Consider the following 25314-nt stretch of genomic DNA (forward strand, 5'->3'; position numbering starts at 1 on the left):
TCAGGTCCCCCGGAGCGTCAGAGCAGCAGGCTGAGCGGATTCTCGACGATGGATTTGAACGCGCCGAGGAGTTCCGCCCCCAGCGCACCGTCGACCGCGCGGTGATCGGTCGAGAGCGTCACGGTCATCAGCGTCGCGACCTCCACCTTGCCGTCCTTCACGATGGGACGTTGCTCGCCCGCCCCCACGGCGAGGATCGTCGCGTGCGGCGGGTTGATCACCGCGGCGAAGTCCTTGATGCCGTACATGCCGAGGTTGGAGACCGCGGTCGTGCCGCCCTGGTACTCCTCCGGCTTCAGCTTGCGGTCGCGGGCGCGGGCGGCATAGTCCTTCATCTCGGACGAGATGGCGGCAAGCCCCTTGGCGTGCGCGTCGCGCACCACCGGCGTGATGAGGCCGCCCGGGATCGACACGGCGACACCCACGTCGGAGCCCTTGTGCTTCAGCATGCCGCCTTCGGTCCAGGTCACGTTCGCGTCCGGGACCCGCTGCAGTGCGACCGCGAGCGCCTTGATAACGAAGTCGTTGACCGAGATCTTCCAGGCCGGCTTTCCGTCAGCGTCCTTAGGTGCGCTGGCGTTAACCTGCGTGCGCGCGGCGAGCAGAGCGTCGATGTTGCAGTCGACCGTCAGGTAGAAGTGCGGGATCGTCTGCTTCGCCTCGACGAGGCGGCGGGCGATTACCTTTCGCATGTTGTCGTGCGGGACGACCTCGTAGGTTCCGTCCTTGAAGAAGGCGCGGATCTGGTCGTCCGACATGGCGGGAGCCGCGGCCTTCGCGGGCGCACCGGCGGCCGGCGCGGGTGCCGCCTTGCCAGTTCCTTCCTTCGCAGCCTTCTCCACGTCCGCCTTCACGATCCGGCCGTGCGGACCGGAGCCCGAGATGCGCGCGAGATCGAGCCCCTCCTGCTCCGCGATGCGGCGGGCGAGCGGAGATGCGAAGATGCGCTCCCCTCCGGACTTCGGCGCGGGCGGAGCGGAAGATTGCGGCTTCTCCTCAGTCTTTTTGGCGGTTGCGGGCTTTTCCTCAGGCGCGGATGGAGCCTTCTCGGCAGGCTTCTCCGCCTTGGCGGGCGCGCCTGCGGATGCCTTCTTGCCCCCTGCCTCGATGTCGGATGCGCTCTCGCCCTCTTCCAGCAGGATCGCGATGGGCGTATTGACCTTCACCCCCTCGCTCCCTTCGGACACGAGGATCTTGCCGAGCGTGCCCTCGTCGACCGCCTCGACCTCCATGGTCGCCTTGTCGGTCTCGATCTCCGCGATCACCATGCCCGCGGCGATCTCGTCACCCTCCTTCACATGCCATTTGGCAAGCGTCCCCTCCTCCATGGTGGGAGAGAGTGCGGGCATCAGGATTTCGGTCGGCATCTTGTTGGTTCCCCCCCGAGCGTCAGTCCTTGTAGCAGACTTTTTTCACTGCCCCGACCACCTCGTCGACAGACGGCAGGGCGAGCTTTTCCAGATTTGCGGCATAGGGCATGGGCACGTCCTTGCCCGTCACGTTCAGCACCGGCGCATCGAGATGGTCGAACGCCTGCTGCATGAGCACGGACGAGATGTAGCTGCCGACGGAGTTCTGCGGCCAGCCCTCCTCGACCGTGACGCAGCGGTTCGTCTTGCGCACGCTCTCGACGATCGTGGCCGTGTCCATCGGGCGCAGGGTGCGCAGGTCGATCACCTCCGCCTCGATCCCGTCTTCCGCCAGTTTCTCCGCGGCGGCGAGCGCATAGGTCATGCCGATGGACCAGGACACGATGGTCACGTCCGCGCCCTTGCGCGCGACCCGCGCCTTGCCGATGGGCAGCACCAGGTCGTCGACCTTCGGCACCTCGAACGAGCGGCCGTAGAGGATCTCGTTCTCCAGGAAGATCACCGGGTTGGGATCGCGGATCGCGGCCTTGAGCAGGCCCTTGGCGTCCGCCGCCGTGTATGGCGCGACGACCTTGAGGCCGGGCACGCTGCTGTACCAGGCAGCGTAGTCCTGGCTGTGCTGGGCAGCGACCCGCGCGGCCGCGCCGTTGGGCCCGCGGAACACGATGGGACATCCCATCTGGCCGCCGGACATGTAGAGCGTCTTGGCCGCGGAGTTGATGATCTGGTCGATCGCCTGCATGGCGAAATTGAAGGTCATGAACTCCACGATCGGGCGCAGCTTTGCGAAGGCCGCGCCGACGGCAAGGCCCGCGAACCCGTGCTCGGTGATCGGCGTGTCGATGACGCGCTTCGCCCCGAACTCGTCCAGCAGGCCTTGCGTGATCTTGTAGGCGCCCTGGTACTCGGCCACCTCCTCGCCCATCACGAAGACGTCGCCGTCGCGGCGCATCTCTTCCGCCATGGCGTCGCGCAGGGCTTCGCGCACGGTCATGGAGACGGTTTCCGTGCCCTCCGGAACCTCCGGGTCGGCCTCGGCCACGGGTTCGCGCGGCTGGGCAGGCACCTTGTCCGGTTCCGCCTCTTGCGGCGCGGGCGCATCGGCCTTCGCCTCCGCCTTCTCCCCACCCTTCGGCGCGGCGGCGGCGGCGTCCTTCGCGCTCTCGCCCTCCTCGGCCAGAAGTGCGATCACGCTGTTGACCTCGACACCCTCGGTGCCTTCGGCCACCAGCAGTTTCGCAACGGTGCCCTCGTCGACCGCCTCGACCTCCATGGTCGCCTTGTCGGTCTCGATCTCGGCGATCACCATGCCGGAAGTGACCGCGTCACCTTCCTTCACATGCCATTTGGCGAGCGTCCCCTCGGTCATGGTGGGGGACAGCGCGGGCATCAGTACCTCGATGGGCATTGATCAGTTCGCTCCCTGCTCGATCCGTGTCGCGTGGTTGCCGGTGCCTTTGGCAAGCCGGCCTTTCAGGAAACCAGGACGTCCGTCCAAAGCTCCTGCGGATCCGGTTCCGGGCTCTCCTGCGAGAACTCCGCCGATTCCGCCACGATCTTCTTCACCCGCGCGTCGATCTTCTTCAGCGCGTCCTCGTCGGCATGCCCCTTCTCGATCAGCAGCTGTTTCAGCGTGTCGATGGGGTCGCGCTCCTTGCGCATCTTGTCCACCTCCTCCCGCGAGCGGTACTTCGCCGGGTCGGACATGGAATGACCGCGGTAGCGGTAGGTCATCATCTCGAGAATGTAGGGGCCATTGCCGCCGCGGACGTGGGCGGCAGCCTTCTCGCCCGCCTCGCGCACCTTCAGAACGTCCATGCCGTCGACCTGCTCGCCCGGAATGTCGAAGGACACCCCGCGCTGCGACAGGTTCACGGTGGAGGACGACCGCTTCACCGCGGTGCCCATGGCGTACTGGTTGTTCTCGATGATGTAGATGACGGGAAGCTGCCAAAGCTCCGCCATGTTGAAGCTTTCGTACACCTGGCCCTGGTTCGCGGCGCCGTCGCCGAAATAGGTCAGGCAGATGTTGCCGTTCTCGCGGTAGCGGTTGGCGAACGCCAGCCCCGTGCCGAGCGGCACCTGCGCGCCGACGATTCCATGGCCGCCGAAGAACGCCTTCTCGCGGCTGAACATGTGCATCGAGCCGCCCTTCCCCTTGGAATAGCCGTCGATGCGGCCCGTCAGTTCGGCCATGACGCCGTTGGGGTCCATGCCACAGGCAAGCATATGGCCGTGGTCGCGGTAGCCGGTGATGACCTGGTCGCCGTCCTTCAGCACGGACTGCATGCCGACCACGACGGCTTCCTGGCCGATGTAGAGGTGGCAGAAGCCGCCGATCAGCCCCATGCCGTAGAGCTGGCCCGCCTTCTCCTCGAACCGGCGGATCAGGAGCATGTCTTCGTAGTACTTGAGCAGGTCGGCCTTGCCCGGCGTCTTGGCCGAGGACGACCGCGTGCGGGTGGTCTTCGCCCCACCGGATGCCGCTTTGCCCGACTTCGACTGCGAGGTCGCCATGCGTCCCTTCCCCCTGTTGGTTTCGTTCGTGGGCGTGCCCTGCATAAGCTATGTCCGCGCCTTGCGTAAAGCGAGGCCTACGACGAAAGTCTTATGCCGGATACGCAATCTACTCCTGCCCGCCGCCGCGCAGGATGATGACATCGTTCGGATTGGCAAGGCCCAGGCGCCGGTGCACCTGCTCCTCCAGAAGGTCGGGATCGATGGGGTTGTTGCCCGATCCCAGAAGCTGGATCCGCCGCTCCAGCGCCTCCCGCTCTTCCCGCGCGAGGGTAAGCTCCTGCTCCAGGTGCGCGACCTGATATTGCAGGCGCAGATAGGCGATCAGCCCCCGTTCCCCTTCGAGGCCGTGATAGATGAAATAGGCAAGGATCGCGAACAGGACGATCGGCCAGATCGCCCAGCCCGTCCTGCCCCGGATTTCCGCCAACACCGCCATGGGTTCAAGTGACCATACCGGCGAGATTCCCGCAAGCTGCGCGCGCCCTTTGCGGCGCGCGCGCGGCCCACCCTCCCGCCGGCCAGTCCCGTCAGCGCCGCAGTGCCCGGGCGCCCGGATACTCCGCCACGGGGCCCAGTTCCTCTTCGATGCGGATGAGCTGGTTGTACTTCGCCAGCCGGTCGGACCGGGCGAGAGAGCCGGTCTTGATCTGCCCGCAATTGGTCGCGACCGCGAGGTCGGCGATGGTCGCGTCCTCGGTCTCGCCGGAGCGGTGCGACATCACCGCCCGGTAGCCCGCGCGGTGCGCCATCTCCACGGCCTCCAGCGTCTCGGTCAGCGTGCCGATCTGGTTGACCTTCACGAGGATCGCGTTGCCCACGCCGCGCGCGATGCCGTCGGCGAGGCGGGCCGGGTTCGTCACGAACAGATCGTCGCCGACCAGCTGGCACTTGTCCCCGATGGCTTGCGTCAGCGCGGCCCAGCCGTCCCAGTCGTCCTCGGCCATGCCATCCTCGATGGACACGATGGGATAACGCCCGACGAGCGCGTCCCAGTAACGCACCATCTCCTCCGGCTTCAGGGTCTTGCCCTCGCCGTCGAGCCGGTAGGCGCCGTCCTTGAAGAACTCGGTCGACGCGGCGTCGAGCGCGAGCACGATGTCCTCGCCCGCCTTGTAGCCCGCCTTCTCGATGGCCTTCATCACGAACTCGATCGCCTCGTCGGTGGAGCCGATGTTCGGCGCGAAACCGCCTTCGTCGCCGACGTTCGTGTTGTGGCCGGCCGCCTTCAGCGAGGCCTTGAGCGCGTGGAAAACCTCCGCCCCCATCTGCACGGCATCGGCGAGCGAGCCCGCGGCCACCGGCATGATCATGAATTCCTGGATGTCGATGGGATTGTCGGCGTGCGCGCCGCCATTGAGGATGTTCATCATCGGCACGGGCAGCACGCGGGCCTGCGCCCCGCCGACATAGCGGTAGAGCGGCAGCCCGCTCGCTTCCGCCGCCGCCTTCGCCACCGCCATCGAGACCCCGAGGATCGCGTTCGCGCCGAGGCGCGACTTGTTCGGCGTGCCGTCCAGTTCGATCATCAGGCGGTCGATATGGACCTGGTCTTCCGCGTCGAGGCCCGAAATCGCCTCGAAGATCTCGCCATTGGCCGCGTCGACCGCGCCTTGCACGCCCTTGCCGTTGTAGGCGTCGCCGCCGTCGCGCAGTTCCACCGCCTCGTGCGCGCCGGTCGAGGCGCCCGACGGAACCGCCGCGCGCCCGAAGGAGCCGTCCTCCAGCGTCACATCGACCTCGACCGTCGGGTTGCCCCGGCTGTCGAGAATCTGTCGGGCGTGGATGTCGACGATGGCGGTCATGGCGCGCGTCTCCTGTCGGATGATTCCGGGATCAAAACCTCGCGCGCTTCATAGGGCAGGACGCCGCGCGGGAAAAGCCCCCACGGGCCGGCCCGCCCTCATGTCGGCGGGTCAGAGCGACTTGGCCAGCCGGTCGAAGGCGGTGAGTTGCGCCAGCATCGCGTCCATCTGGTCGAGCGGCACCATGTTCGGCCCGTCGGATGGGGCCGTGTCCGGCTCCTGGTGCGTCTCCATGAAGACCGCCGCCACGCCGATCGAGACCGCCGCGCGGGCGAGCGTGCCGACGAAGCGCCGGTCGCCGCCCGAGGTCGCCCCCTGCCCGCCCGGCTGCTGCACCGAATGGGTCGCATCGAATACCACCGGGCAGGCACATTGTTCCTTCATGATGGGAAGCGCGCGCATGTCGGAAACGAGCGTGTTGTAGCCGAAGGACACGCCCCGCTCGCACGCCATCACGTTGGGATTGCCCGCGTCGCGCACCTTGGCGACGACGTTCTTCATGTCCCAGGGCGCGAGGAACTGGCCCTTCTTGACGTTCACGGCCTTTCCCGTTTTCGCCGCTGCGACCAGCAGGTCGGTCTGGCGGCACAGGAAGGCCGGGATCTGCAGCACGTCGACGACCGCACCGGCAATGGCGCATTGCTCCTCGGTATGGACGTCTGTCAGGACCGGCATGCCGGTTTCCTTCCGCACCTCCTCGAAGATCGGCAGCGCAAGCTCCAGCCCGATGCCGCGGGCGGAATTGGCGCTCGTCCGGTTGGCCTTGTCGAAGGAGGACTTGTAGATGATCCCGACGCCGTGCCTCTCGCCCAGCTTGCGCAGCGCATCGGCCATGAACAGCGCGTGGTCGCGGCCCTCCATCGCGCACGGACCCGCGATGATGGCAAGCGGCAGGTCATTGCCGATCTCGATGTTGCCGACGCGGACGGTGCTGGCGGTGCCGGTTTGGGCGGTCATGTCGTCAATCCCCTCGGGCCAAGTCGTCGTTTGGATCGCACGATCCGTCACGGGCGCCATGTAAGCCGTTGCGGCGGCGAAGGGAAGCCATGTGCGCTCCCCGCGCGTGACGTATCCGCGTTTAAGCAGCGGTTAAACATGGACGGGGCAGAATTGAGGCGGGGACGGCCATCCGGCTGGCGGGGCACCCGGCCGTTCCCCTGGGGTCAACAGGACGGTTACGCGAGACATGACGGACACATCGACGCGCGCCGGCAAGGGGGCAGGCGCCATGCTTCGGATCGGCCTTCCCGTTGCAGCGCTTGCGCTTGCCGGGGCGGCCGCGGTCTTGCTCCCGCCGCTGATCGTGCCGGTCCCGGCGCCGATCCTGCTCGTGGCGCTCGCACTCGCGGTCGGCGGCGGCTATGTCCTGCGCCCGCGCGCGCAAGAAGCGGGAGAGAGCGCCCCCATGCCTGCACCTGCGCCCGCCGGCCGGATCGAGCGGGTGGCGAGTGCGGCAAAGTCCCTGGCGGAAGGACATCTCGACGTACGCCTGCCCAAGGGCGGCAACGACACCGCAAGCGTGATTGCAGAGGCGCTCGATACCCTCGCCCAGACGATCCGGGCGGAGCAGGAAACGCGCGATCATCTCGCCAACATTGTCGACCATCTCGACGTCGCGGTGCTGCTGCTGGAACCCGATGGCCGCGTCCGCCAGGTGAACAGTGCCGCGCTCGCGCTGTTCCAGCGGGACGTGGACACGGTGCTTGGCGGGTCGATCTTCGGGCTGCTCGACGGCGAGGCGGATTCCGGCAGCGCAACCGAGGTGATCGCGCGCCTGGGAGAGCGCGCGACCGTGGTGCGGCCAACGGGCGACCTGGTCCCCGTCACGGCCCACGCCGTGGCCATCGACGGGCCCGACGGGCGCGAGATCGTCTGCGCGCTCCGCAACGTCGCCGCCGAGACCGAGCGCATGGAGGCGGTCGAGGCCGCTCATGTCGAGATGCAGGCGATGCAGCGGATGAAGGCACAGTTCCTCGACAACATGAGCCACGAGCTGCGCACGCCGCTCAACGCGGTGGTGGGCCTGTCGGAGATGTTCGTCAACCAGCTGTTCGGTCCCCTCGGCGACGAGAAATACGTCGCTTATGCGGGCAAGATCCGCGAGAGCGGCACCCACCTCTTGTCGCTGCTGAACGACATCTTGCAGATCGCCAAGATCGACGGGGGCTCCGAAACGCTGGTTATCGAGGAGGTCTCGCCCCTGGAACTCGCGCAATCTGCGGTCGCGCTCGTCGAGGATAGGGCGTGGGAGAAGGGCGTCGCGCTGGGCTTCATGCACGGCGAGGACCTCCCTGAGACGATCGAGGCCGACGGTGCTGCGGCCAAGACGATGCTTGTCCACCTGCTGAAGAACGCGGTCCAGCATACGCCAGCCGGCGGTGCCGCGACCGTGATGGTGGAATCTGACGGTGAGAATCTCATCTTCGTCATCGAGGACATGGGCCAGGGGATGCCGGCCGACCTCATCGCCGAGGCGCTGACGCCCTTCCGCCAGGTCAACGCCCACCGCAACGCCCGCAGCAAGGATGGGGCGGGCCTGGGCCTGCCGCTCGCCAAGCGGATCGCCGAACTGCACGGCGGCAGCTTCGAGATCGAGAGCGAGCCGGAGGCCTTCACCCGCGTCCGGATCAGCCTTCCCGTCGTGCGCACGACGTCCAAGACCCGCCTTCGGGCGGCGTGAGACCCGCACGCACGGCGGCGATCTCTCCCCTTGCCTGCGCGGTGATCTGGACGGCCCCCCAGACGAACAGCCCTGCATCCGGCGCCGGAAAGCCCCATTGGCATCTGATTGCCCTCGCAGCCCCTCGCGGGGGCGGCGTCAGACCAGCCGGCTCTGCTCGACCGCGGCCTTGACGAAGCTTGCAAACAGCGGATGGGGGGCGAAGGGCTTGGACTTCAGCTCCGGGTGGTACTGCACGCCGATGAACCAGGGATGGTCGGGCAGCTCCACGGTCTCCGGCAGCAGGCCGTCGGGAGAGGTTCCGGCGACCAGCATGCCTGCCTGTTCCAGCCGCTCCCGGTAGCCCATGTTGACCTCGTAGCGGTGGCGGTGCCGCTCCGAGATCGTGTTGGCGCCGTAGATCGAAGCGATCCGGCTGTTGGGTGACAGCCGCGCCTCGAAGGCGCCGAGCCGCATGGTGCCACCCAGGTTGCCATTGGCCTGCCGGCGTTCGAGTTGTTCGCCGCGCATCCACTCTGTCATCAGGCCGACCACCGGCTCCTCGCAGGGGCCGAACTCGGTCGAACTGGCCTTCGCGATCCCGGCGAGATTGCGCGCCGCCTCGATCACCGCCATCTGCATGCCGAAGCAGATGCCGAAATAGGGGACGTTGCGGGTGCGCGCGAAGGTCGCCGCGGCAATCTTTCCTTCCGCGCCACGCTCCCCGAAGCCGCCAGGAACGAGAATACCGTGCACGTCCTCGAGATAGAGGGCCGTGTCCTCCCGCTCGAACACCTCCGAATCGATCCAGCGCATGTTCACGCGGACATTGTTCGCGATGCCGCCGTGGATCAGCGCTTCCGACAACGACTTGTAGGCGTCGAGCAGGCCCGTGTACTTGCCGACGACGGCAATCGTCACTTCCCCCTCGGGCTGCATCACGGCATCGACGATGCCGCGCCACGCCCCGAGTTCAGGCTCCGGCGCGTCCTCGATCCCGAAGACCGCCAGCACCTCCCGGTCGAGTCCTTCCTCGTGATAGGCGATCGGCACCTGGTAGATCGTCGGCACATTGAGAGCCTGGATCACCGCGCTTGGCCGCACATTGCAGAACAGCGCGATCTTGCGCCGCTCGTCGGCCGGAATTTCCCGGTCGGCGCGGCACATCAGGATGTCCGGCTGGATGCCGATGGAACGCAGTTCCTTGACCGAATGCTGCGTCGGCTTGGTCTTCAACTCCCCCGCCGTGGAGATGAACGGCAGCAGGGTCAGGTGGATGAAGCACGCCTGCCCGCGCGGCAGCTCCTGTCCAAGCTGGCGGATCGCCTCGAAGAACGGCAGGCCCTCGATGTCGCCGACCGTGCCGCCGATCTCCACCAGCATGAAGTCGACGTCGTCGGCGCCATCCAGCACGAACGCCTTGATCGCGTCGGTCACGTGCGGGATCACCTGCACCGTGCCGCCGAGATAGTCGCCGCGCCGCTCCTTCTCGATCACGTTCTTGTAGATGCGCCCCGCGGTGACGTTGTCCCGCTGCGAGGCGGGCACACCCGTGAACCGCTCGTAATGCCCGAGGTCGAGGTCCGTCTCCGCACCGTCGTCGGTGACGTAAACCTCCCCGTGCTGATACGGGCTCATCGTGCCGGGGTCGACATTGAGATAGGGGTCGAGCTTGCGCAGGCGCACCCGGTAGCCGCGTGCCTGTAGCAACGCGCCGAGTGCCGCAGAAGCGAGCCCCTTTCCCAATGAGGAGACCACGCCGCCGGTTATGAATACGAACCGCGCCATGGACCTTCACCTTAGTCGAGATTCGGGGGGGCCGGAAGCACCTTCCGGCCCGTTACAAAACAGGAAACCGGAAACGGTCAGTCGGTCGCGGGAACCGACGGTCCGGAGGGTGCAGCCGGCGCGTCACCCGACGGCTGGGTGCCGACGGCCTCGCCCTTGAGCTGCTCGCTCGTCAGCGGTGTCGTGATCGGCGCGGTGTCGAGGATCGAGGAAGAGCCCGAATGGCCCGCGATCCAGGTCAGCGCCAGGCTCAACGCCATGAAAAGAGCCGCCAGGATCGCCGTTGTCCGGGTCAGCACATTGCCCGCGCCCCGGGCGGTCATCATGCCGCCGCCTCCGCCGATGCCCAGCGCGCCCCCTTCCGACTTCTGCAGCAGGACGACCCCGACGAGGAAGACGGTGACGACAAGATGGATGATCAGCAGGACCTGATACATGGCGAACCCTTCGAAAAGCCCGGTTGCACGGCGGCGGGACGCTTGTAGCCGCCGCCCGCGCGGGGGTGTTTAGCAGCCTTCGCGCGGCGTGTCACCTGACCGCGGTCACCGCTCTGCTGCAAACGCTTCGACGATGGGCAGGAAATCGGCCGCCTTCAGGCTTGCGCCGCCGACCAGCGCACCGTCGACGTCCGCAACGCCCGCGATGGATACGGCGTTCCCGGCCTTGACCGAGCCGCCGTAGAGCAGGCGGATCGCCCCCCCGGTCTCCGCGCCGTAGCGCGCCGTCAGCGCGGCCCGCATGGCCCCATGCACCTCAGCGATGTCCTCCTCGACGGGTGTGCGGCCCGTGCCGATGGCCCACACGGGCTCGTATGCGACGACGACGCTCGCCCCGCTCACGCCCTCGTCCGGAAGCGAGCCCGCAAGCTGGCTGCGCACGACGTCGAGTGCCTGGCCCGCATCGCGCTGGGCTTCGGTTTCACCCACACAGACGATGGCGACGAGGCCTGCCCCGTGGGCCGCGGCCACCTTGGCGCGCACGTCGGCGTCGGTTTCGCCGTGATCCGCGCGCCGCTCCGAATGGCCAAGGATGACCGCCCGCGCGCCCGCATCCGCCAGCATCGGGGCGGCGACGTCACCCGTGTGCGCGCCTGTGGCGTTTGCGTGGCAATCCTGCCCCCCTGCCGTCACCGCGGTCCCGGAGACGGCGTCTGCAAGCCGCGACAGCAGGGTCGCGGGCGGGCAGAGCATCACCTCGCAGGCGCCGGCGTGCACGGCCGCGCCTGCGGCGATCGCCTGCGCCTCGACCAGATGGCCCGCAAGGCCGTTCATCTTCCAGTTGCCAGCGACAAGCGGGGTGCGGGTCATGGGCCAGCCGTCCTCCAGACTGCGAACGAGGGTTCTGTTGCGCGTCTTGGTTGGCCGATCCGGCCGCCGGGATCAAGCCCGATTGCGCCCTGCCGGCGGGAGTGTCGTGCAGATTCTTTGCTTTTCGAGCACCAAGAGCCGCCGGCATTGGGTTGTAACGCCTCCCGCCCGCTCCTAATATCCGCCGCCCGACGGACCGGTTCGCGGTCCGCCGAACCGTTTTGCGCGCGTGAGCGAGGATGTCCGCCAAATGCTCGACCAGATGCGAAAGTTCGCCGGCGGCTGGGTCGCCGGTATCTTCATCGTCCTGCTTGCCGCGAGCTTTGCGGTCTGGGGCGTCGGCGACATGCTGCGCGGCGGTGCGTCGACCACCGTCGCCACGGTCGGCGACGTGCCGATCGAGGCGCCGGCCTTCCTGCGCGAACTGGACCAGGAGCGGCAGCGGCTTTCGCAGCAGCTGGGCCGCAACATCCTGCCGACCGAAGCGGTGCAGGAGGGAATCGACGGCCAGGTACTGGAGCGCATGATCGACCGCACCGTCCTCGACGTCATGGCCCACCGCATGGGCCTCGACACGCCGGATGCGGCAGTTGCTGACTATATCCGCACCCTTCCGGCCTTCCAGGGCCTCGACGGAACCTTCAACCGCACCGCGTTCGAAACCGTGCTGCGCCGGACCGGGTTTTCCGAGCAGGCGTTCCTCGAGAACGTGCGTGCCGATCTCACCCGCCAGCAATTGCTCGACGTGATCGGTGCGGGTGCGCAGCCGGCACTGCTCACGACGTCTGCGCTCAATCAATATGCCCGCGAAGCGCGGACGCTGAGCGCGCTCGTCATCCCGGCCTCAGCCGCTGGCGAGGTGACAGCCCCGACGGACGGGGAGCTGGCGTCCTATCACGAAGACAACACCCAGCGCTTTACCGCGCCGGAATACCGCGCGGTGACGCTGGTCGCGTTCGGGCCGCAGGATCTGGCCGCACAGATCGAGGTGCCGGAAGAAGATATCGCCGCACTCTACGAGACGCGAAAGCAAAGCTACACCGTGCCCGAACGGCGCACGGTCCAGCAGATGCTGTTCGACACGCAGGAAGCGGCGCAGGCGGCGGCGGCGCGCCTGCAGCTTGCGTCCGACCTCGACCAGGCCGTGGCCGATCTCGGCTTCTCGGCGGAGGAGATCTCTCTCGGTGCCGTGACGCGCGCCGAACTGCCGGACGCGGTCGCCGAAGCGGCGTTCGCCCTCGAGGCGCCCGGTGTGACGGCCCCGGTCGAGGGGCCCTTCGGCTGGACGCTGCTCCGGGTCACGGAGATCCAGCCCGAGGACGTGACCCCTCTCGCCAACGTGCGCGAACTCCTGCGCACCGAGCTTGCGCTGGAGCGAGCCAGGGACGAGCTATACGAGCTTTCGAACGTGTTCGAGGACCGGCGCGCGGGCGGCGAAACGCTGGAGGAAGCGGCGTCCGCACTCGACCTGCCTGTCTACAAGGCCGAGGCGATCGATGCGCGCGGTCTTGGCAAGGACGGTCAGCCGCCGCAGGACTTCCCCCGCATCGACGGGCTTCTGCAAGCCGTCTTCGAGTCGGACGTGGGGCTGGAGGAGCCGATCAACGAAACGACGGATGGCATCTATTGGGTCGTCCGCGTCGACGGGATCGAGCCTTCGCGCGTCAGGCCGCTCGACGAGGTGCGCGACCGCGTGGTCGAACTGGTGACGGCGGAGAAGCGCCAGGCCGCGCTCGCCGAAAAGGCAGAAGCCTATGCGGAAGCGGTGCGCAAGGGCGAAACGACCCTCGACAGCGTCGCCGCCGAGGTGGGTGCCGGCGTGCAGGAGATTTCGGGCCTTACGCGCCTGCAGCCGAAAGCGCCTGTCTCGGGCGACATGCTGGACGCACTGTTCGAGGCGGCGGAAGGCGGCGTCGTGACCGGACCTGCGGCGGGCAGCGACGGGTATCTGCTGGGCCGCGTCACGGCGATCTCCAGACCCGAGGGCGATGCGGCGGCGCAGGCAGCGCAGACCCGCCAGGCGCAGCTTTCCGATCTCTACCGGCAGGAACTCATCGCTTCTTACATCGCCGACGCGAAGCAGGCGCTCGAGGTGAGCCGCGACCCGGCTGCCATTCGCGCCGCGCTCAACTCCTATGGCGCGCTCTGAGGCGCGAAGGAAGGCCGCATGATCACGTCTCCGGCGTTCGACGCCTTCGCCGCAGCCTATGATGCAGGCCGCGCACAGGTCGTCTGGACCACGTATGTCGCGGACCTGGAGACACCCGTCTCCGCCTTCCTCAAGCTGGCACACGGCCGTCCGCAGAGCTTCCTGTTCGAGAGTGTGGAAGGCGGCGCCGTGCGCGGCCGCTACTCCATGATCTGCATGAAGCCCGACCTGATCTGGCGTGCGTTCGGCAGCCGGTCGGAGATCAACCGCTCCGCACGCTACGATCCCGATGCCTACGAGGCGTGCGAGAAGCCGCCGCTCGACGCCCTGCGCGACCTGATCGCGGAAACCCGGATCGAGGACATGCCGGCAGAGTTGCCGCCCATGGCCGCGGGCCTTTTCGGCTACATGGGCTATGACACCGTGCGGCTCGTCGAGCGGCTGCCGGAACCGAACACGGACGTGCTCGGCGTGCCTGATGCGATTCTCGTCCGCCCGACGATCGTGGTGATCTTCGACAGCGTGAAGGACCTCGTGACGGTGGTCACGCCGGTCCGGCCCGAACCGGGCGTCTCGGCGCGGGCGGCGCATGCCCGGGCGTGCGAGCGGCTCGCGGACGTGCTGGCAGATTTCGAGCGCGCGCTCCCGGCCACCGGCTACGACACGCGCACACTGGAGACGGCGATCCCGGCACCGGCCTCCAACATGTCGAAGGAAGCCTATTTCGAGATGGTGGAGCGGGCGAAGGAGTACATCCTGGCCGGCGACATCTTCCAGGTCGTGCTGAGCCAGCGCTTTGCCGTGCCCTTCCCGCTGCCGCCCTTCGCGCTCTACCGTGCGCTGCGCCGGACGAACCCCTCCCCCTACATGTATTTCCTCGACTTCGACGGGTTCTCGGTCGTTGGCTCGAGCCCGGAGATCCTTGTGCGCGTGCGTGACGGAAAGGTGACGATCCGCCCCATCGCGGGCACCCGCCCGCGAGGCAAGGACGAGGCGGAGGACGACGCACTCGAGGCCGACCTGCTCTCCGACCCCAAGGAACTTGCCGAGCACCTGATGCTGCTCGACCTCGGCCGCAACGACGTGGGCCGGGTCGCCGAAATCGGCTCCGTCGAGGTGACGGAGGAGTTCGGGATCGAACGCTACAGCCATGTCATGCACATAGTATCCAACGTGGACGGCAAGGTGCGCGGCGACGTCGATGCGCTCGACGCGCTGCAGGCCGGGCTTCCGGCGGGCACCATCTCGGGCGCGCCGAAGGTCCGCGCGATGGAGATCATCGACGAACTGGAGCCGGAGAAGCGCGGCATCTATGGCGGCGGCATCGGCTATTTCGCCGCGAACGGCAGCATGGACACCTGCCTTGTCCTGCGCACGGCGGTTGTCAAGGACGGCACGATGTACGTGCAGGCAGGCGGCGGTGTCGTCGCGGATTCCACACCCGAAGGCGAGTACCAGGAGACCGTGAACAAGGCGAAGGCCGTTGTCCGCGCGGCGGAGGAGGCCGTGCGCTTTGCGGCGTCGGGGGGGCGGCGGCAGTAGCCCGCCGGTTTCCGCCCGACGGGCCGGCCCCCTGCCCTAGCCGCGCAGCGACTTCACGATGGTCGTGACCGGCACGATCACGAAGCCTCGGTCCTCGATGGACTTGAGCCAGGGTTCGAGCATGTCCAGCGTCATCGGACGCGGGTGGCCGATGCCGACGGCAAAACCGTACTTCTTCGCCTTCCGCTCCAGTATTTCCAGCTGTTCCTGGATCGAGCCCTGTACGTCCTCGTAGTCGATGAAGACGTCGCGGTCGACGTTGGGAAGCTGCATCCGGCGCGCGAGCGGGCCCGCGACCGACTTGGCGCTCGTCCGGCTGTCGACGAACAGGAGGCCGCGCCGGGACAACTCGTCCATCACGACCGTCATCGCGTCCTGGTCCGCCGTGACCAGGCTGCCCATGTGATTGTTGACGCCAACGACACCGTCGATGCGCGCGAGGTGCCAGTCGAGCCGGGAGCGCAATTCGTTGAGGCCGAGCCCCGCCAGCAGCGCGTTCGGACCCGGGTCGAGCGGGAGCACAGGCTCCATCGGGATGTGCGCCATCGCCTCGAAGCCTGCAGCGCGCGCGCGATCGACCTGCGCCTGCACGTTCTCCACATGCGGGAAGAAGGAGAGCGTCAGCGGCTTGTCGAAGCTCAGGATCCGCTCGAAGGAAGACATGCTGTTGCCCATGTCGTCGATGATGATTGCGATCATCGGGCGCCCGGCGATCGGGGGCGGCGGCACGGCATTGCGCCGCCATGCAGGCAACAGCGCGCTCGGCGCCACTTCGCGCGGAACCGTGGGCAGTGCGGCGACCTCGGCCTGCGGTGCGGCGGCCTCCGGTGCCGGTACCGATGCGGGCGGCACCGTCTCGGGCAGGCCCAGCGTCTCGGGAACCGCCATGCGTCCGATCCCCTCGTTCCCGAAGTCGAATCCCTGCGGCACGGCGGGAAGAGCCGGTGCAGTCTCCGGTGAGATCACGCGCGGCGCAGCATCGCCCGCGCCGGATGTGGCGGGGGTAAGGATGGCAGGCTGCCCATCGGGCATCGCCACCTCGCTGCCCGTCCCGCGGACCAGATAGAGCGCGAGGACGGCCGCCGAAAGCGCCGCCACAGCCGCGTAGAGGCAGAGCAGGTAGAGCGACGGTGCCTTGCGCAGGCCCTTGCCGAGGTCGGCAACCCGGACCGTGGCCGCGGGCTCGCCGAGTGCCGCGATCGCGTCGGCGGCCAAGGTCTTGAAGACCTCGGCCGGCGGCCTGCCCGCCGCGGCGTTCCTGGAACCCTTCGCAACCAAGGTACTGACCACCGAATTCATCCGAACCTGACCTCTTCTACACAACTGCTGCGCCGCCGTCCTGCCGGGTGGCTTGACGCTCCGCGGCGGAGAGCCTTTAGTGCCCAACCGAACCCAGGGGTACGGGAAGACCGTCCCTGCACCCTTCGACCGTGCGAGTGACCGCGATGATCCTGCTGATCGACAACTACGACAGCTTTACCTGGAACCTCGTCCACTATCTGGGCGAGCTTGGGGCCAAGGTGGACGTGGTCCGCAACGACCAGATCACACCGGCCGAAGCCATGGCGCGCAGGCCTGCGGCCATCGTGATCTCGCCGGGCCCCTGCGATCCGGACCGGGCGGGCATCTGCCTCGACCTCATCGCCGCCGCATGGCGAGAGGTGCCGATCTTCGGCGTCTGCCTCGGCCACCAGGCGATCGCGCAATCCTTCGGTGCGCGCATCGTCCGCGCGCCGGTGCCCATGCACGGCAAGGTCAGCAAGATCAGCCACGACGGAACCGGCGTCTTCCAGGGCGTGCCCAACCCGTTCGAGGCGACGCGCTATCACTCCCTCACCGTCGACCCGGAGAGCGTACCCGACTGCCTGCGGGTGACGGCGCACAGCGAGGACGGCGTCATCATGGGTGTGTCGCATCGCGAGCGGCCCGTCCACGGGGTACAGTTCCATCCTGAAAGCATTCGCACGAACCATGGCAGGGCCATGCTTAAGAACTTCCTAAATCTTGCAGCGGTGGCGGCATGACGGCGGCGCAGGAACGCAGTCTTCGCCCCCTCATCGCGCGGGTCGCCGACGGCACCGCCCTGACCGAGGATGAGGCCATGCAGGCCTTCGACATCATGATGTCGGGCGAGGCGACGCCCTCGCAGATCGGCGGTTTCCTGATGGCGCTCAGGGTGCGCGGAGAAACCGTCGACGAGATCACCGGTGGCGCGCGCATCATGCGCTCCAAGGCGTTGAAAGTGGATGCGCCCGCCGGTGCCGTCGACACGTGCGGCACGGGCGGCGATGCGTCCGGCACCTACAATGTGTCGACCGCTGTCGCCTTCGTCGTCGCTGCTTGCGGTGTGCCCGTCGCCAAGCACGGCAACCGGGCGCTCTCGTCGAAGTCAGGCTCCGCCGACGTGCTCTCTGCGCTGGGCGTGAACATCGAACTGGACGCCGGCCTCGTCGCCCGCGCGATCCGCGAGGCCGGCCTCGGCTTCATGATGGCGCCGCGCCACCACGGTGCAATGCGGCATGTCGGCCCGACGCGGGTTGAGCTCGGCACCCGCACGATCTTCAACCTGCTGGGTCCGCTCTCGAACCCCGCTGGCGCACGCCGCCAGCTGATCGGCGTCTTTTCCGACCGGTGGGTCGTGCCGATGGCGGAAGTGCTGGGCAAGCTGGGGGCCGAGCGCGCCTGGGTCGTCCACGGCAGCGACGGGCTCGACGAACTGACGACCACGGGTCCGAGCATTGTCGCCGAATGGCACGCGGGCGCCGTGCGCACGTTCGAGGTCACGCCGGAGGACGCTGGCCTGTCCCGCGCCACGGCGGCGGATCTGCGCGGCGGCGATGCGGAGGTCAACGCCAGGGCGCTGAAGGCCGTGCTCGACGGGTCAAGGGACGCATACCGAGACATCGTGCTGCTCAACGCCGCGGCGACGCTGATCGTCGCGGACAAGGCCGCCGACCTGAAATCCGGCGCGGCGACAGCTGCCGACGCCATCGACAGCGGGAAGGCGCGGGCCGTGCTCGACCGGCTCGTCGCGGTCACCAACTCCTGAAGCGCCGGACAGACCCATGAGCGACATTCTCGACCGGATCCGCGACTACAAGCTCGAGGAGGTGGCTGCACGCAAGGCCGTGCGTCCCCTCGCAAGCGTGGAGCGCGACGCCCGCGCCGCCCCGCCCGTGCGGGGCTTTCACGCGGCCCTTCTGCGCGCGCAGGAAGAAGAGCGCTACGGCCTTGTCGCCGAGATCAAGAAGGCGAGCCCCTCAAAGGGCCTGATCCGCGCCGATTTCGACCCGCCGGCGCTCGCACGCGCCTATACGGACGGTGGTGCGTCCTGCCTTTCGGTGCTGACCGACACGCCCTCCTTCCAGGGCGAGGACAGCTACCTGACGGCGGCGCGGGAGGCGACCCATCTGCCCGTGCTGCGCAAGGAATTCCTGTTCGACACCTACCAGATCCCGGAGAGCCGGGCACTGGGCGCCGATTGCGTGCTGCTCATCATGGCCGCACTGGAGGACAGGCAGGCAGCCGAGCTTGAGGCCGCAGCCCTCGACTGGGGCATGGACGTGCTGGTCGAGGTGCATGACGGGGCCGAGCTGGACCGCGCGCTGAAGCTGCGCTCCCCCCTCATCGGCATCAACAACCGCAACCTGCGGACCTTCGAGACATCTCTCGCGGTGACGGAGACGCTGGCGCCCCGCGTACCCGCCGACCGGCACGTAGTGGGCGAAAGCGGACTCTTCACGCCGGCGGATCTCGCCCGGCTTGCGCGCATCGGCGTCAACAGCTTCCTGATCGGCGAGAGCCTGATGCGCCAGGCCGACGTGGCATCGGCAACGCGCGCCATCCTCGCGCGGGAGACGGTGGCATGAGCGGCAGTGCGCCCGGCGGGCGCCTTACTCACTTCGATGCAGACGGCAAGGCCGCAATGGTCGACGTCGGCAGCAAGGACGTGACCTCGCGCACCGCGGTCGCGAAAGCGCGCGTCCTGATGGCGCCGGACACGCTGGCCCGCGTCATGGAAGGCACCGCCGCCAAGGGAGACGTTCTGGGCGTGGCACGCCTCGCGGGCATCATGGCGGCGAAAAAAACCTCCGACCTGATCCCGCTGTGTCATCCGCTGGCGCTCACCAAGGTGGCTGTCGACCTCATGCCCCTGCCCGCCGACAATGCCGTGGAGATCACCGCGACCGCGAAGGTCGAGGGACGGACGGGCGTGGAGATGGAGGCTCTGACGGCTGCGTCCGTCGCGGGCCTCACCGTCTACGACATGCTGAAGGCCGTGGACCGCGCCATGCGCATCACCGACGTTCGGCTCGTCGAGAAGACGGGCGGCAAGTCCGGCGACTACCGGGCGGAGTGAGCGCGGCGGCAATGAACGGCAAGGCACCCTTCCCCCTTCTTCCCGTTGCCGAGGCGCGCGCACGCCTGTTTGCACAGCTGGCGCCGACCGGAACCGAATGGGTGCCGTTCTCCGAGGCCGACGGGCGTGTCCTTGCATCCGACGTCACAGCCAACCGGACACAGCCGCCCTTCGATGCGTCTGCGATGGACGGCTACGCGGTCCGGGCGGAGGACCTCGCCGACCTCTCCGCGCGCCTCGATGTGATCGGGGAGTCTGTCGCAGGCCAGCGCTTTTCCGAGGCGCTGCGGCCGGGAACGGCCGTGCGCATCTTCACCGGCGCGCCCATGCCGGAGGGAGCGGACGCCATCGTCCTGCAAGAGGATGTCGACCGCGCCGGCGATGTCATCGCGGCCCGCGAGGCACCCGCATCCGGACGCTGGATCCGGCCCGCCGGCCTCGATTTCAAGACCGGGGACAGGGTGTTGCGCGCGGGCACGCGGCTCGGTGCCGCAGACGTCGCACTGCTTGCGTCGGTCGAGGCGCTGAGCGTGCCTGTGCATCGCCGTCCCGTCGTCGCCATCCTGGCGACCGGAGACGAGCTCGTGCGGCCCGGCTCCCCGCGTGGGCCCGACCAGATCGTCGCCTCGAACACTTACGGGCTGGCCGCGCAGGTGCGCGCAGCGGGCGGCATCGCGCGCGACCTCGGCATCGCGGGCGACTCGGAGGAGGCGCTGCAGGCTGCCATCGCCGACGCGGCAGGCGCCGACATGCTGGTCACGCTCGGCGGCGCATCCGTCGGCGACCGCGACCTCGTGGGGCCTGTCCTTCGTGGGCTCGGCATGACGCTCGACTTCTGGAAGATCGCCATGCGGCCGGGAAAACCCCTGATGTTCGGGACGCTCGGTGGAATGCCCGTGCTGGGGCTTCCGGGAAATCCCGTCTCATCTCTGGTTTGCGGCACGCTGTTCGCCGGCCCGGCGATCCGCCGCCTCGCGGGCGAACCGGCATCCGCTCCCGCCACGCTGAGGGCCCGGCTCGCGGCCGACCTAGGCGAGAACGACCGGCGCGAAGACTATCTGCGGGCATCGCTGACGCGGGAGGAGGACGGAACGCTCCTTGCCACGCCCTTCCCGCGCCAGGACAGCTCCATGCTCGCGCTGCTTTCACGCGCGGATGCCCTAGTGGTGCGTCCGCCACATGCGCCGCCAGCCAGGGCCGGCGAGGCCGTCGACATCCTGCCGCTGCGGGCGATCTGAGGACGGATGTTCTCACTTCGCTTGACGAATCATTGCGAACCAAACTAGAACATAAGCGCAACGGTCCGCTTCGCGGCCGCCGTCGGAACACAGGGCAAAAGTTCGGGGGACACCATGCTCACACGCAAGCAGCACGAGCTTCTGCTCTTCATCCACCAGCGCCTGAAGGACGGTGGCGTCTCCCCTTCCTTCGACGAGATGAAGGACGCGCTGTCGCTCAAGTCGAAGTCGGGCATTCACCGTCTCATCACGGCGCTGGAGGAACGCGGGTTCATCCGCCGCCTGCCGCACAAGGCCCGCGCGCTGGAGGTGATCCGCCTGCCGGAAGACGCATCGCGCCCCGCAACGCCACCCGCGGCCACGACGGACACCAATGTCATCCCGGGCCGCTTCCGTAGTGCGCCGCGCCCCGCAGCCTCCGCGAAGCCGGTCGGCGAAGGCGCCGGAATCGCGGTGCCGCTGATCGGCAAGATCGCGGCTGGCGTTCCTATCGCCGCGCTGGAGAACCCGGTTGCCGAGATCGAGGTGCCGCGAGCACTCGCCGGGCAGGGGGAGCATTTCGCGCTCGAGGTCGAGGGCGACTCGATGATCGAGGCGGGGATCCTCGACGGCGACTGGGCGATCCTGCGCAAGTGCGACTCGGCGAATTCGGGCGAGATCGTGGTTGCATTGATCGACGACAGCGAGGCGACGCTCAAGCGCCTGCGCCGTAAGGGCAATTCCATTGCACTCGAAGCCGCGAACCCGGCGTACGAGACCCGCATCTTCGGTCCCGACCGGGTGAAGGTGCAGGGCAAGCTCGTGGGGCTTATCCGCCGCTATTGAGGCGATTGCGGCACCCAGGGACGGTTGCCGCGGGCACGAGCCACGGTTTCGACATGGACTCGCTCGCCTTGCACGGTGAGTGCCGTTGCCCCTTCCCGCTCGAGCCAGGTGCGGTCGATGGCATGCCCGGGCAGCTCCGGACATCTTAGACCTTCACGCGGAGCGATGATGATTGCGGCAAGCGCGCAATGCGCTTCCTCACCCCTGACACTGCGTCCTGAAGCTGCGGTCAGCACCGCGATGCCGATGCCCCCGCGACTGGACAGCACGCATGGGACCGCCGTACCGCAGGCGGCTTCCCAAGCCGTCCGGGCCACCTCCAGCGGTCGGGGGTCGCCGTCCGCTCGCAACCAGCGTTCGGCTGCGAAGGTCGAGCGCCGATTGAGAGCCATGGCGTAGTCCCCCTCCTCGTGCAGGCGTACGGCAATCGTCGCACCGATGTCGTCGACGAGGATGTCCGGGCCACGCGCCGTCGCAAAAGCTGCAAGTCCTGCACACAGAGGGACGAGCCCCATCCACCGGGTGCCGCCCCTCTGCAGCAGCAGGACGAGGCTACCTGCGACCACGGCGATCAGGGCCCAGAGAGGTGGCCGCGCCACGATGAACTCCGCGCCGGGCAATGCCGCGACCGCCGCGGCGACGGCAAGCACTGCGTCGATCCCCCATCCGGCAGCGGCGAGCGCGAACTCAGAAGCGGCACTCCATCCCAACTCCAGCAGCAAGCCCGCAACAAGCGCGGGCATCACCAGCAGCGCCACGACCGGCACGGCCGCCAGATTGGCAAGCAGGCCGAGTACCGCGACGCGGTCGAAGTGAAAGGCAGCAAACGGCGCGGTTGCCAGGCCGGCGATCAGGCTGGTTCCAGCGACACCTGCCATGTAGGCTGCCACACGATGGAGGGCGCCATGCTGGCGCGGGCGTTCGCCGCGCGGGCGGGCGGACCAGCGCTCGTAGATGGCGACAAGCGCTACCACCGCGGCGAAGGACATCTGGAACCCCGCCTCGAGCAAAGCCTCTGGCTGAAGCGCAAGGATGACGAGAGCGGCCAGCGCGACCGTCCGCATGGAAATGGCGCGCCGGTCGATCAGCACGGCGGAAAGCACCAGCATAGCCATCAGGAAGGCGCGGACGGTGGGCACCGAAGCGCCCGAGATGCCGAGATAGGCGGTAGCGGCAACCATCGCGGCCACGGCGGCGATCTTCTTCGCTGGCAGGCGCAGCGCAAGCGGGGGAATGAGCGCGATGGTCCCTCTCACCGCCCCGAAGACGGCGCCAACCACCAGGCCCATGTGCAAGCCGGAGATCGCAAGAAGGTGGGCAAGGCCCGCAGCGCGCAGGTGCTCTGTGTTCTCCGGCGGAATCCCGCCTCTGTCTCCGGTGACAAGGGCCACCGCGACCCCGCCTGCGGAACCCGGGATCGCAACGCGCAGCCGTTCCGCCACCGCGGCGCGCAGGCTCGCCCAGAAGCCCACACCGCCCGCACCGTCGACCGGTGCAATGACGCTCAGGCGCCGAACCTGGCCCAGTCCGCCGATCGATTCGAAGAAGAGCCGCCGCCCGAAATCATAGGCACCCGGCGCCACCGGGGGAGGGGGCGGCCATAGCCTCGCCGTCGCCTCGACACGCACCCCCGGCAAGAGGTCAGGCCCCGCCCCGCGTGCAGGCACGGCAAGCCGCAGACGGCGCGGCGTCGTACCGGGCCCAAGCCCCCCGATGCGGTCCACCTGAAGCACCACTGTCATGTCGCGGCCGCCGTCACCTTTTCCGGAGACCGCAAGCACACGGCCCGTCACCTCGGCGCTGCCGATACCCCTGTCGAGGACGGGCGTGCCGACCCCCTGGGTCCGCAGGGTTCCTGCAAGCACGCCGGTCAGCACCATTGCGGCAGCGAGACAGACGATCCGGAAGCCCGCACGTCCCGTTCGCCATGCTGCGGCGGCGAGCACGGCCACCGCGAGGGTCAGAAGCACGGGCGCAGCCTGCGCGGGTTCGGCCGGCAAGGCGAAATAGACGGCAATGCCGAGGGCCAGGAGAACAGGCGCCCAGGTGAAGGGCTGCGCCTGTTGTGCAATCCTGCCCGCGGCCCGCTTCACACCGCGGCGCAGACGCCGGCGCCGGGGCACTGCCATGGCGGCGGGCTTCAAAGGCCGGGCTGCCGGTGGTAAGGAAGCCGCGCCACTCATCGCCACGCCACGAACACAGGACGCCCCATGGCCGACCCCCGGACAGTTGTCACCCGCTTCGCCCCCTCGCCGACCGGCTTCCTGCACATTGGAAACGCGCGGACGGCGTTGTTCAACTGGCTTTATGCACGTCACACGGGTGGAAAGTTCCTGCTGCGCATCGAGGACACGGACCGTGCACGCTCCACCGACGCGGCAATCCAGGCAATTTTCGACGGCTTGCGCTGGCTGGGCCTCGATTGGGACGGCGATGCGGTCTTCCAGTTCTCACGCATGGACACGCATGCCAGGGAGGCGAACCGCCTCCTGGACGAAGGCAAGGCCTACCGCTGTTACATGACGGGGGAGGAACTGGAGGCGGAGCGCGCCCGCGCCCGCAGCGAGGGGGGGCGCGTCGAGAGCCCCTGGCGCGACCGCGACTGGCGGGAGGCACCCGCGGGCCGCCCGTTCGCCGTACGCTTTCGTGCCCCGCGTGCGGGCGAGACCGTGATCCGCGACATCGTCCAGGGCGAGGTTCGGATTCCCAATACGCAGCTCGACGACATGGTGCTCCTACGCTCCGACGGCACGCCCACCTACATGCTGTCGGTCGTCGTGGACGATCACGACATGGGCGTGACCCACGTGGTGCGCGGCGACGATCACCTGACCAACGCGGCTCGACAGATGCAACTGATCGAGGCGCTGGGCTGGTCCGTTCCGGTTTACGCCCACATCGCGCTGATCCACGGGCCCGACGGGGCGAAGCTCTCGAAGCGCCACGGCGCGCTGGGTGTGGACTGGTACCGCGACCAGGGCTATCTGCCCGCCGCCATGCGGAACTATCTCGCGCGCCTCGGCTGGGGACACGGCGACGACGAGATCTTCACGACCGAGCAGGCGATCGCATGGTTCGATATCGCGGACCTCGGCAAGTCGCCCTCGCGCCTGGATTTCGAGAAGATGCGCAGCGTGAACGCTCACTATCTGCGCGCGATGCCGGCGCAGGACGCGCTGGCTGCACTGGAAGAATTCGCAACCGCACACGGCCATGCGGCCTTCAACGAAACCCAGCGTGCCCGGATTGCAGGGATGCTGGATGCGCTGCGCGAACGGGCGAGCACGTTGGCCGACCTGCTGGACCAGGCGGCGTTCCTGCTCACCGACGAGGTGATCGTGCCGGACGATGCCGCTGCCGCCGTGCTGACGGAGGAAGCCCGGGCGCGGCTCGGTGCACTGGCGGACGCGCTGGCCGATGTCGAGCCATGGACAGCCGAAAGCCTCGAGGCGGCGGTCAAGGCGCACCTGAAGGATCAGGGCCTCAAGCTGGGCGCTGTCGGGCCGGCGATACGGGCCTGCCTCGTGGGCCGGACGGCGAGCCCCAGCCTGTTCGCGGTGCTGGGTGGCGTGGGCCGCGAAACGGCGCTGATGCGCCTGCGCGCAGCCGCGCGCCCGGCATGAGCGCCCCCCGATTTCGGGACGTGACGGCTGCGCTTCAAGGGCTTATGGTGCGCTGCGATTGGCGGGGGCGCCCCAACGCCGTATAACCCGTCGCGGAGACCTCTATTCGTCGCCTGTGCCGCCGGACCTTC

General features: G+C 68.2%; 21 protein-coding genes. 10 read left to right on the top strand and 11 right to left on the bottom strand.

The features are described from left to right. Nucleotides 1-17: 17 nt before the first annotated feature. The 6 genes from NJQ99_RS05160 to kdsA all read right to left on the bottom strand — a co-directional run bounded on the left by NJQ99_RS05160 (nt 18) and on the right by kdsA (nt 6649). Nucleotides 18-1367 (bottom strand): pyruvate dehydrogenase complex dihydrolipoamide acetyltransferase, encoded by a 1350-nt coding sequence (locus NJQ99_RS05160; protein ID WP_269331721.1) that lies wholly within the window; start codon nt 1365-1367, stop codon nt 18-20. A 22-nt stretch (nt 1368-1389) separates the two neighbouring features. Then, on the bottom strand, nt 1390-2778 hold the full coding sequence (locus NJQ99_RS05165; protein WP_269331722.1) for a pyruvate dehydrogenase complex E1 component subunit beta: 1389 nt from the start codon (nt 2776-2778) through the stop codon (nt 1390-1392). Nucleotides 2779-2843: 65 nt separating this feature from the next. Further along, nucleotides 2844-3887, bottom strand: coding sequence for a pyruvate dehydrogenase (acetyl-transferring) E1 component subunit alpha (pdhA, locus tag NJQ99_RS05170; RefSeq protein ID WP_269331723.1), 1044 nt, complete (start codon nt 3885-3887; stop codon nt 2844-2846). 109 nt (nt 3888-3996) lie between these two features. Continuing rightward, nucleotides 3997-4326 (bottom strand): FtsB family cell division protein, encoded by a 330-nt coding sequence (locus tag NJQ99_RS05175; RefSeq protein WP_269331724.1) that lies wholly within the window; start codon nt 4324-4326, stop codon nt 3997-3999. Between the two features lie 91 nt (nt 4327-4417). Continuing rightward, complete coding sequence (gene eno, locus NJQ99_RS05180; protein ID WP_269331725.1) at nt 4418-5692, bottom strand: phosphopyruvate hydratase; 1275 nt, start codon at nt 5690-5692, stop codon at nt 4418-4420. A gap of 111 nt (nt 5693-5803) precedes the next feature. After that, the gene (kdsA, locus tag NJQ99_RS05185) at nt 5804-6649 is read right to left on the bottom strand and encodes a 3-deoxy-8-phosphooctulonate synthase (RefSeq protein ID WP_269331726.1); all 846 of its coding nucleotides are present in this window, start codon (nt 6647-6649) and stop codon (nt 5804-5806) included. A 229-nt stretch (nt 6650-6878) separates the two neighbouring features. Between kdsA and NJQ99_RS05190 the strand changes: the two genes are divergently transcribed. After that, nucleotides 6879-8372 (top strand): sensor histidine kinase, encoded by a 1494-nt coding sequence (locus tag NJQ99_RS05190; RefSeq protein WP_269331727.1) that lies wholly within the window; start codon nt 6879-6881, stop codon nt 8370-8372. 138 nt (nt 8373-8510) lie between these two features. Here the strand turns inward: NJQ99_RS05190 and NJQ99_RS05195 are convergent, their stop codons facing one another. The 3 genes from NJQ99_RS05195 to tpiA form a co-directional block, all read right to left on the bottom strand. Next, entirely contained in the window at nt 8511-10139 is a 1629-nt protein-coding gene (locus tag NJQ99_RS05195; RefSeq protein WP_269331728.1) for a CTP synthase, read from the bottom strand. A 77-nt stretch (nt 10140-10216) separates the two neighbouring features. Further along, complete coding sequence (secG, locus tag NJQ99_RS05200; RefSeq protein ID WP_269331729.1) at nt 10217-10576, bottom strand: preprotein translocase subunit SecG; 360 nt, start codon at nt 10574-10576, stop codon at nt 10217-10219. A 105-nt stretch (nt 10577-10681) separates the two neighbouring features. Beyond that, nucleotides 10682-11446 (bottom strand): triose-phosphate isomerase, encoded by a 765-nt coding sequence (tpiA, locus tag NJQ99_RS05205; protein ID WP_269331730.1) that lies wholly within the window; start codon nt 11444-11446, stop codon nt 10682-10684. A 250-nt stretch (nt 11447-11696) separates the two neighbouring features. On the opposite strand from tpiA, the gene NJQ99_RS05210 reads away from it, so the two are divergent. Both NJQ99_RS05210 and trpE read left to right on the top strand, forming a co-directional pair. Beyond that, nucleotides 11697-13595, top strand: a complete 1899-nt coding sequence (locus NJQ99_RS05210) for a SurA N-terminal domain-containing protein (RefSeq protein ID WP_269331731.1) — start codon at nt 11697-11699, stop codon at nt 13593-13595. A gap of 18 nt (nt 13596-13613) precedes the next feature. Next, complete coding sequence (trpE, locus tag NJQ99_RS05215; RefSeq protein WP_269331732.1) at nt 13614-15137, top strand: anthranilate synthase component I; 1524 nt, start codon at nt 13614-13616, stop codon at nt 15135-15137. 36 nt (nt 15138-15173) lie between these two features. Here the strand turns inward: trpE and NJQ99_RS05220 are convergent, their stop codons facing one another. Next, nucleotides 15174-16427 carry a divergent polysaccharide deacetylase family protein gene (locus NJQ99_RS05220; RefSeq protein ID WP_269331733.1) on the bottom strand — a complete coding sequence of 418 codons (1254 nt, stop codon included), beginning with the start codon at nt 16425-16427 and terminating at the stop codon, nt 15174-15176. Nucleotides 16428-16582: 155 nt separating this feature from the next. On the opposite strand from NJQ99_RS05220, the gene NJQ99_RS05225 reads away from it, so the two are divergent. From NJQ99_RS05225 to lexA, 6 genes are all read left to right on the top strand, one after another. Further along, nucleotides 16583-17161 (top strand): anthranilate synthase component II, encoded by a 579-nt coding sequence (locus tag NJQ99_RS05225; RefSeq protein WP_269332081.1) that lies wholly within the window; start codon nt 16583-16585, stop codon nt 17159-17161. Further along, on the top strand, nt 17158-18186 hold the full coding sequence (gene trpD / locus NJQ99_RS05230; protein WP_269331734.1) for an anthranilate phosphoribosyltransferase: 1029 nt from the start codon (nt 17158-17160) through the stop codon (nt 18184-18186). The genes NJQ99_RS05225 and trpD overlap by 4 nt, the downstream gene beginning before the upstream one ends. Nucleotides 18187-18202: 16 nt before the next feature. Next, nucleotides 18203-19006, top strand: coding sequence for an indole-3-glycerol phosphate synthase TrpC (trpC, locus tag NJQ99_RS05235; protein WP_269331735.1), 804 nt, complete (start codon nt 18203-18205; stop codon nt 19004-19006). After that, nucleotides 19003-19497 carry a cyclic pyranopterin monophosphate synthase MoaC gene (gene moaC, locus NJQ99_RS05240; protein WP_269331736.1) on the top strand — a complete coding sequence of 165 codons (495 nt, stop codon included), beginning with the start codon at nt 19003-19005 and terminating at the stop codon, nt 19495-19497. Before trpC ends, moaC begins: the two co-directional genes overlap by 4 nt. A gap of 11 nt (nt 19498-19508) precedes the next feature. After that, complete coding sequence (locus NJQ99_RS05245; protein WP_269331737.1) at nt 19509-20735, top strand: molybdopterin molybdotransferase MoeA; 1227 nt, start codon at nt 19509-19511, stop codon at nt 20733-20735. A gap of 114 nt (nt 20736-20849) precedes the next feature. Beyond that, nucleotides 20850-21560, top strand: a complete 711-nt coding sequence (gene lexA / locus NJQ99_RS05250; protein WP_269331738.1) for a transcriptional repressor LexA — start codon at nt 20850-20852, stop codon at nt 21558-21560. Here the strand turns inward: lexA and NJQ99_RS05255 are convergent. Next, nucleotides 21554-23689, bottom strand: a complete 2136-nt coding sequence (locus NJQ99_RS05255) for a ComEC/Rec2 family competence protein (RefSeq protein WP_269331739.1) — start codon at nt 23687-23689, stop codon at nt 21554-21556. The genes lexA and NJQ99_RS05255 overlap by 7 nt on opposite strands. A gap of 81 nt (nt 23690-23770) precedes the next feature. On the opposite strand from NJQ99_RS05255, the gene gltX reads away from it, so the two are divergent. Then, nucleotides 23771-25183, top strand: coding sequence for a glutamate--tRNA ligase (gene gltX, locus NJQ99_RS05260; protein ID WP_269331740.1), 1413 nt, complete (start codon nt 23771-23773; stop codon nt 25181-25183). Nucleotides 25184-25314 lie beyond the last annotated feature (131 nt).

The sequence above is a fragment of the Futiania mangrovi genome, from assembly GCF_024158125.1.
Classification (GTDB): Bacteria; Pseudomonadota; Alphaproteobacteria; order Futianiales; family Futianiaceae; genus Futiania; species Futiania mangrovi.

What these genes read in the sequence shown, in the direction of transcription:
- NJQ99_RS05160 (WP_269331721.1), bottom strand. Translation starts at nt 1,367, where the DNA reads ATGCCGACCGAAATCCTGATGCCCGCACTCTCTCCCACCATGGAGGAG.
- NJQ99_RS05165 (WP_269331722.1), bottom strand. Translation starts at nt 2,778, where the DNA reads ATGCCCATCGAGGTACTGATGCCCGCGCTGTCCCCCACCATGACCGAG.
- pdhA (WP_269331723.1), bottom strand. Translation starts at nt 3,887, where the DNA reads ATGGCGACCTCGCAGTCGAAGTCGGGCAAAGCGGCATCCGGTGGGGCG.
- NJQ99_RS05175 (WP_269331724.1), bottom strand. Translation starts at nt 4,326, where the DNA reads ATGGCGGTGTTGGCGGAAATCCGGGGCAGGACGGGCTGGGCGATCTGG.
- eno (WP_269331725.1), bottom strand. Translation starts at nt 5,692, where the DNA reads ATGACCGCCATCGTCGACATCCACGCCCGACAGATTCTCGACAGCCGG.
- kdsA (WP_269331726.1), bottom strand. Translation starts at nt 6,649, where the DNA reads ATGACCGCCCAAACCGGCACCGCCAGCACCGTCCGCGTCGGCAACATC.
- NJQ99_RS05190 (WP_269331727.1), top strand. Translation starts at nt 6,879, where the DNA reads ATGACGGACACATCGACGCGCGCCGGCAAGGGGGCAGGCGCCATGCTT.
- NJQ99_RS05195 (WP_269331728.1), bottom strand. Translation starts at nt 10,139, where the DNA reads ATGGCGCGGTTCGTATTCATAACCGGCGGCGTGGTCTCCTCATTGGGA.
- secG (WP_269331729.1), bottom strand. Translation starts at nt 10,576, where the DNA reads ATGTATCAGGTCCTGCTGATCATCCATCTTGTCGTCACCGTCTTCCTC.
- tpiA (WP_269331730.1), bottom strand. Translation starts at nt 11,446, where the DNA reads ATGACCCGCACCCCGCTTGTCGCTGGCAACTGGAAGATGAACGGCCTT.
- NJQ99_RS05210 (WP_269331731.1), top strand. Translation starts at nt 11,697, where the DNA reads ATGCTCGACCAGATGCGAAAGTTCGCCGGCGGCTGGGTCGCCGGTATC.
- trpE (WP_269331732.1), top strand. Translation starts at nt 13,614, where the DNA reads ATGATCACGTCTCCGGCGTTCGACGCCTTCGCCGCAGCCTATGATGCA.
- NJQ99_RS05225 (WP_269332081.1), top strand. Translation starts at nt 16,583, where the DNA reads ATGATCCTGCTGATCGACAACTACGACAGCTTTACCTGGAACCTCGTC.
- trpD (WP_269331734.1), top strand. Translation starts at nt 17,158, where the DNA reads ATGACGGCGGCGCAGGAACGCAGTCTTCGCCCCCTCATCGCGCGGGTC.
- trpC (WP_269331735.1), top strand. Translation starts at nt 18,203, where the DNA reads ATGAGCGACATTCTCGACCGGATCCGCGACTACAAGCTCGAGGAGGTG.
- moaC (WP_269331736.1), top strand. Translation starts at nt 19,003, where the DNA reads ATGAGCGGCAGTGCGCCCGGCGGGCGCCTTACTCACTTCGATGCAGAC.
- NJQ99_RS05245 (WP_269331737.1), top strand. Translation starts at nt 19,509, where the DNA reads ATGAACGGCAAGGCACCCTTCCCCCTTCTTCCCGTTGCCGAGGCGCGC.
- lexA (WP_269331738.1), top strand. Translation starts at nt 20,850, where the DNA reads ATGCTCACACGCAAGCAGCACGAGCTTCTGCTCTTCATCCACCAGCGC.
- NJQ99_RS05255 (WP_269331739.1), bottom strand. Translation starts at nt 23,689, where the DNA reads ATGGCAGTGCCCCGGCGCCGGCGTCTGCGCCGCGGTGTGAAGCGGGCC.
- gltX (WP_269331740.1), top strand. Translation starts at nt 23,771, where the DNA reads ATGGCCGACCCCCGGACAGTTGTCACCCGCTTCGCCCCCTCGCCGACC.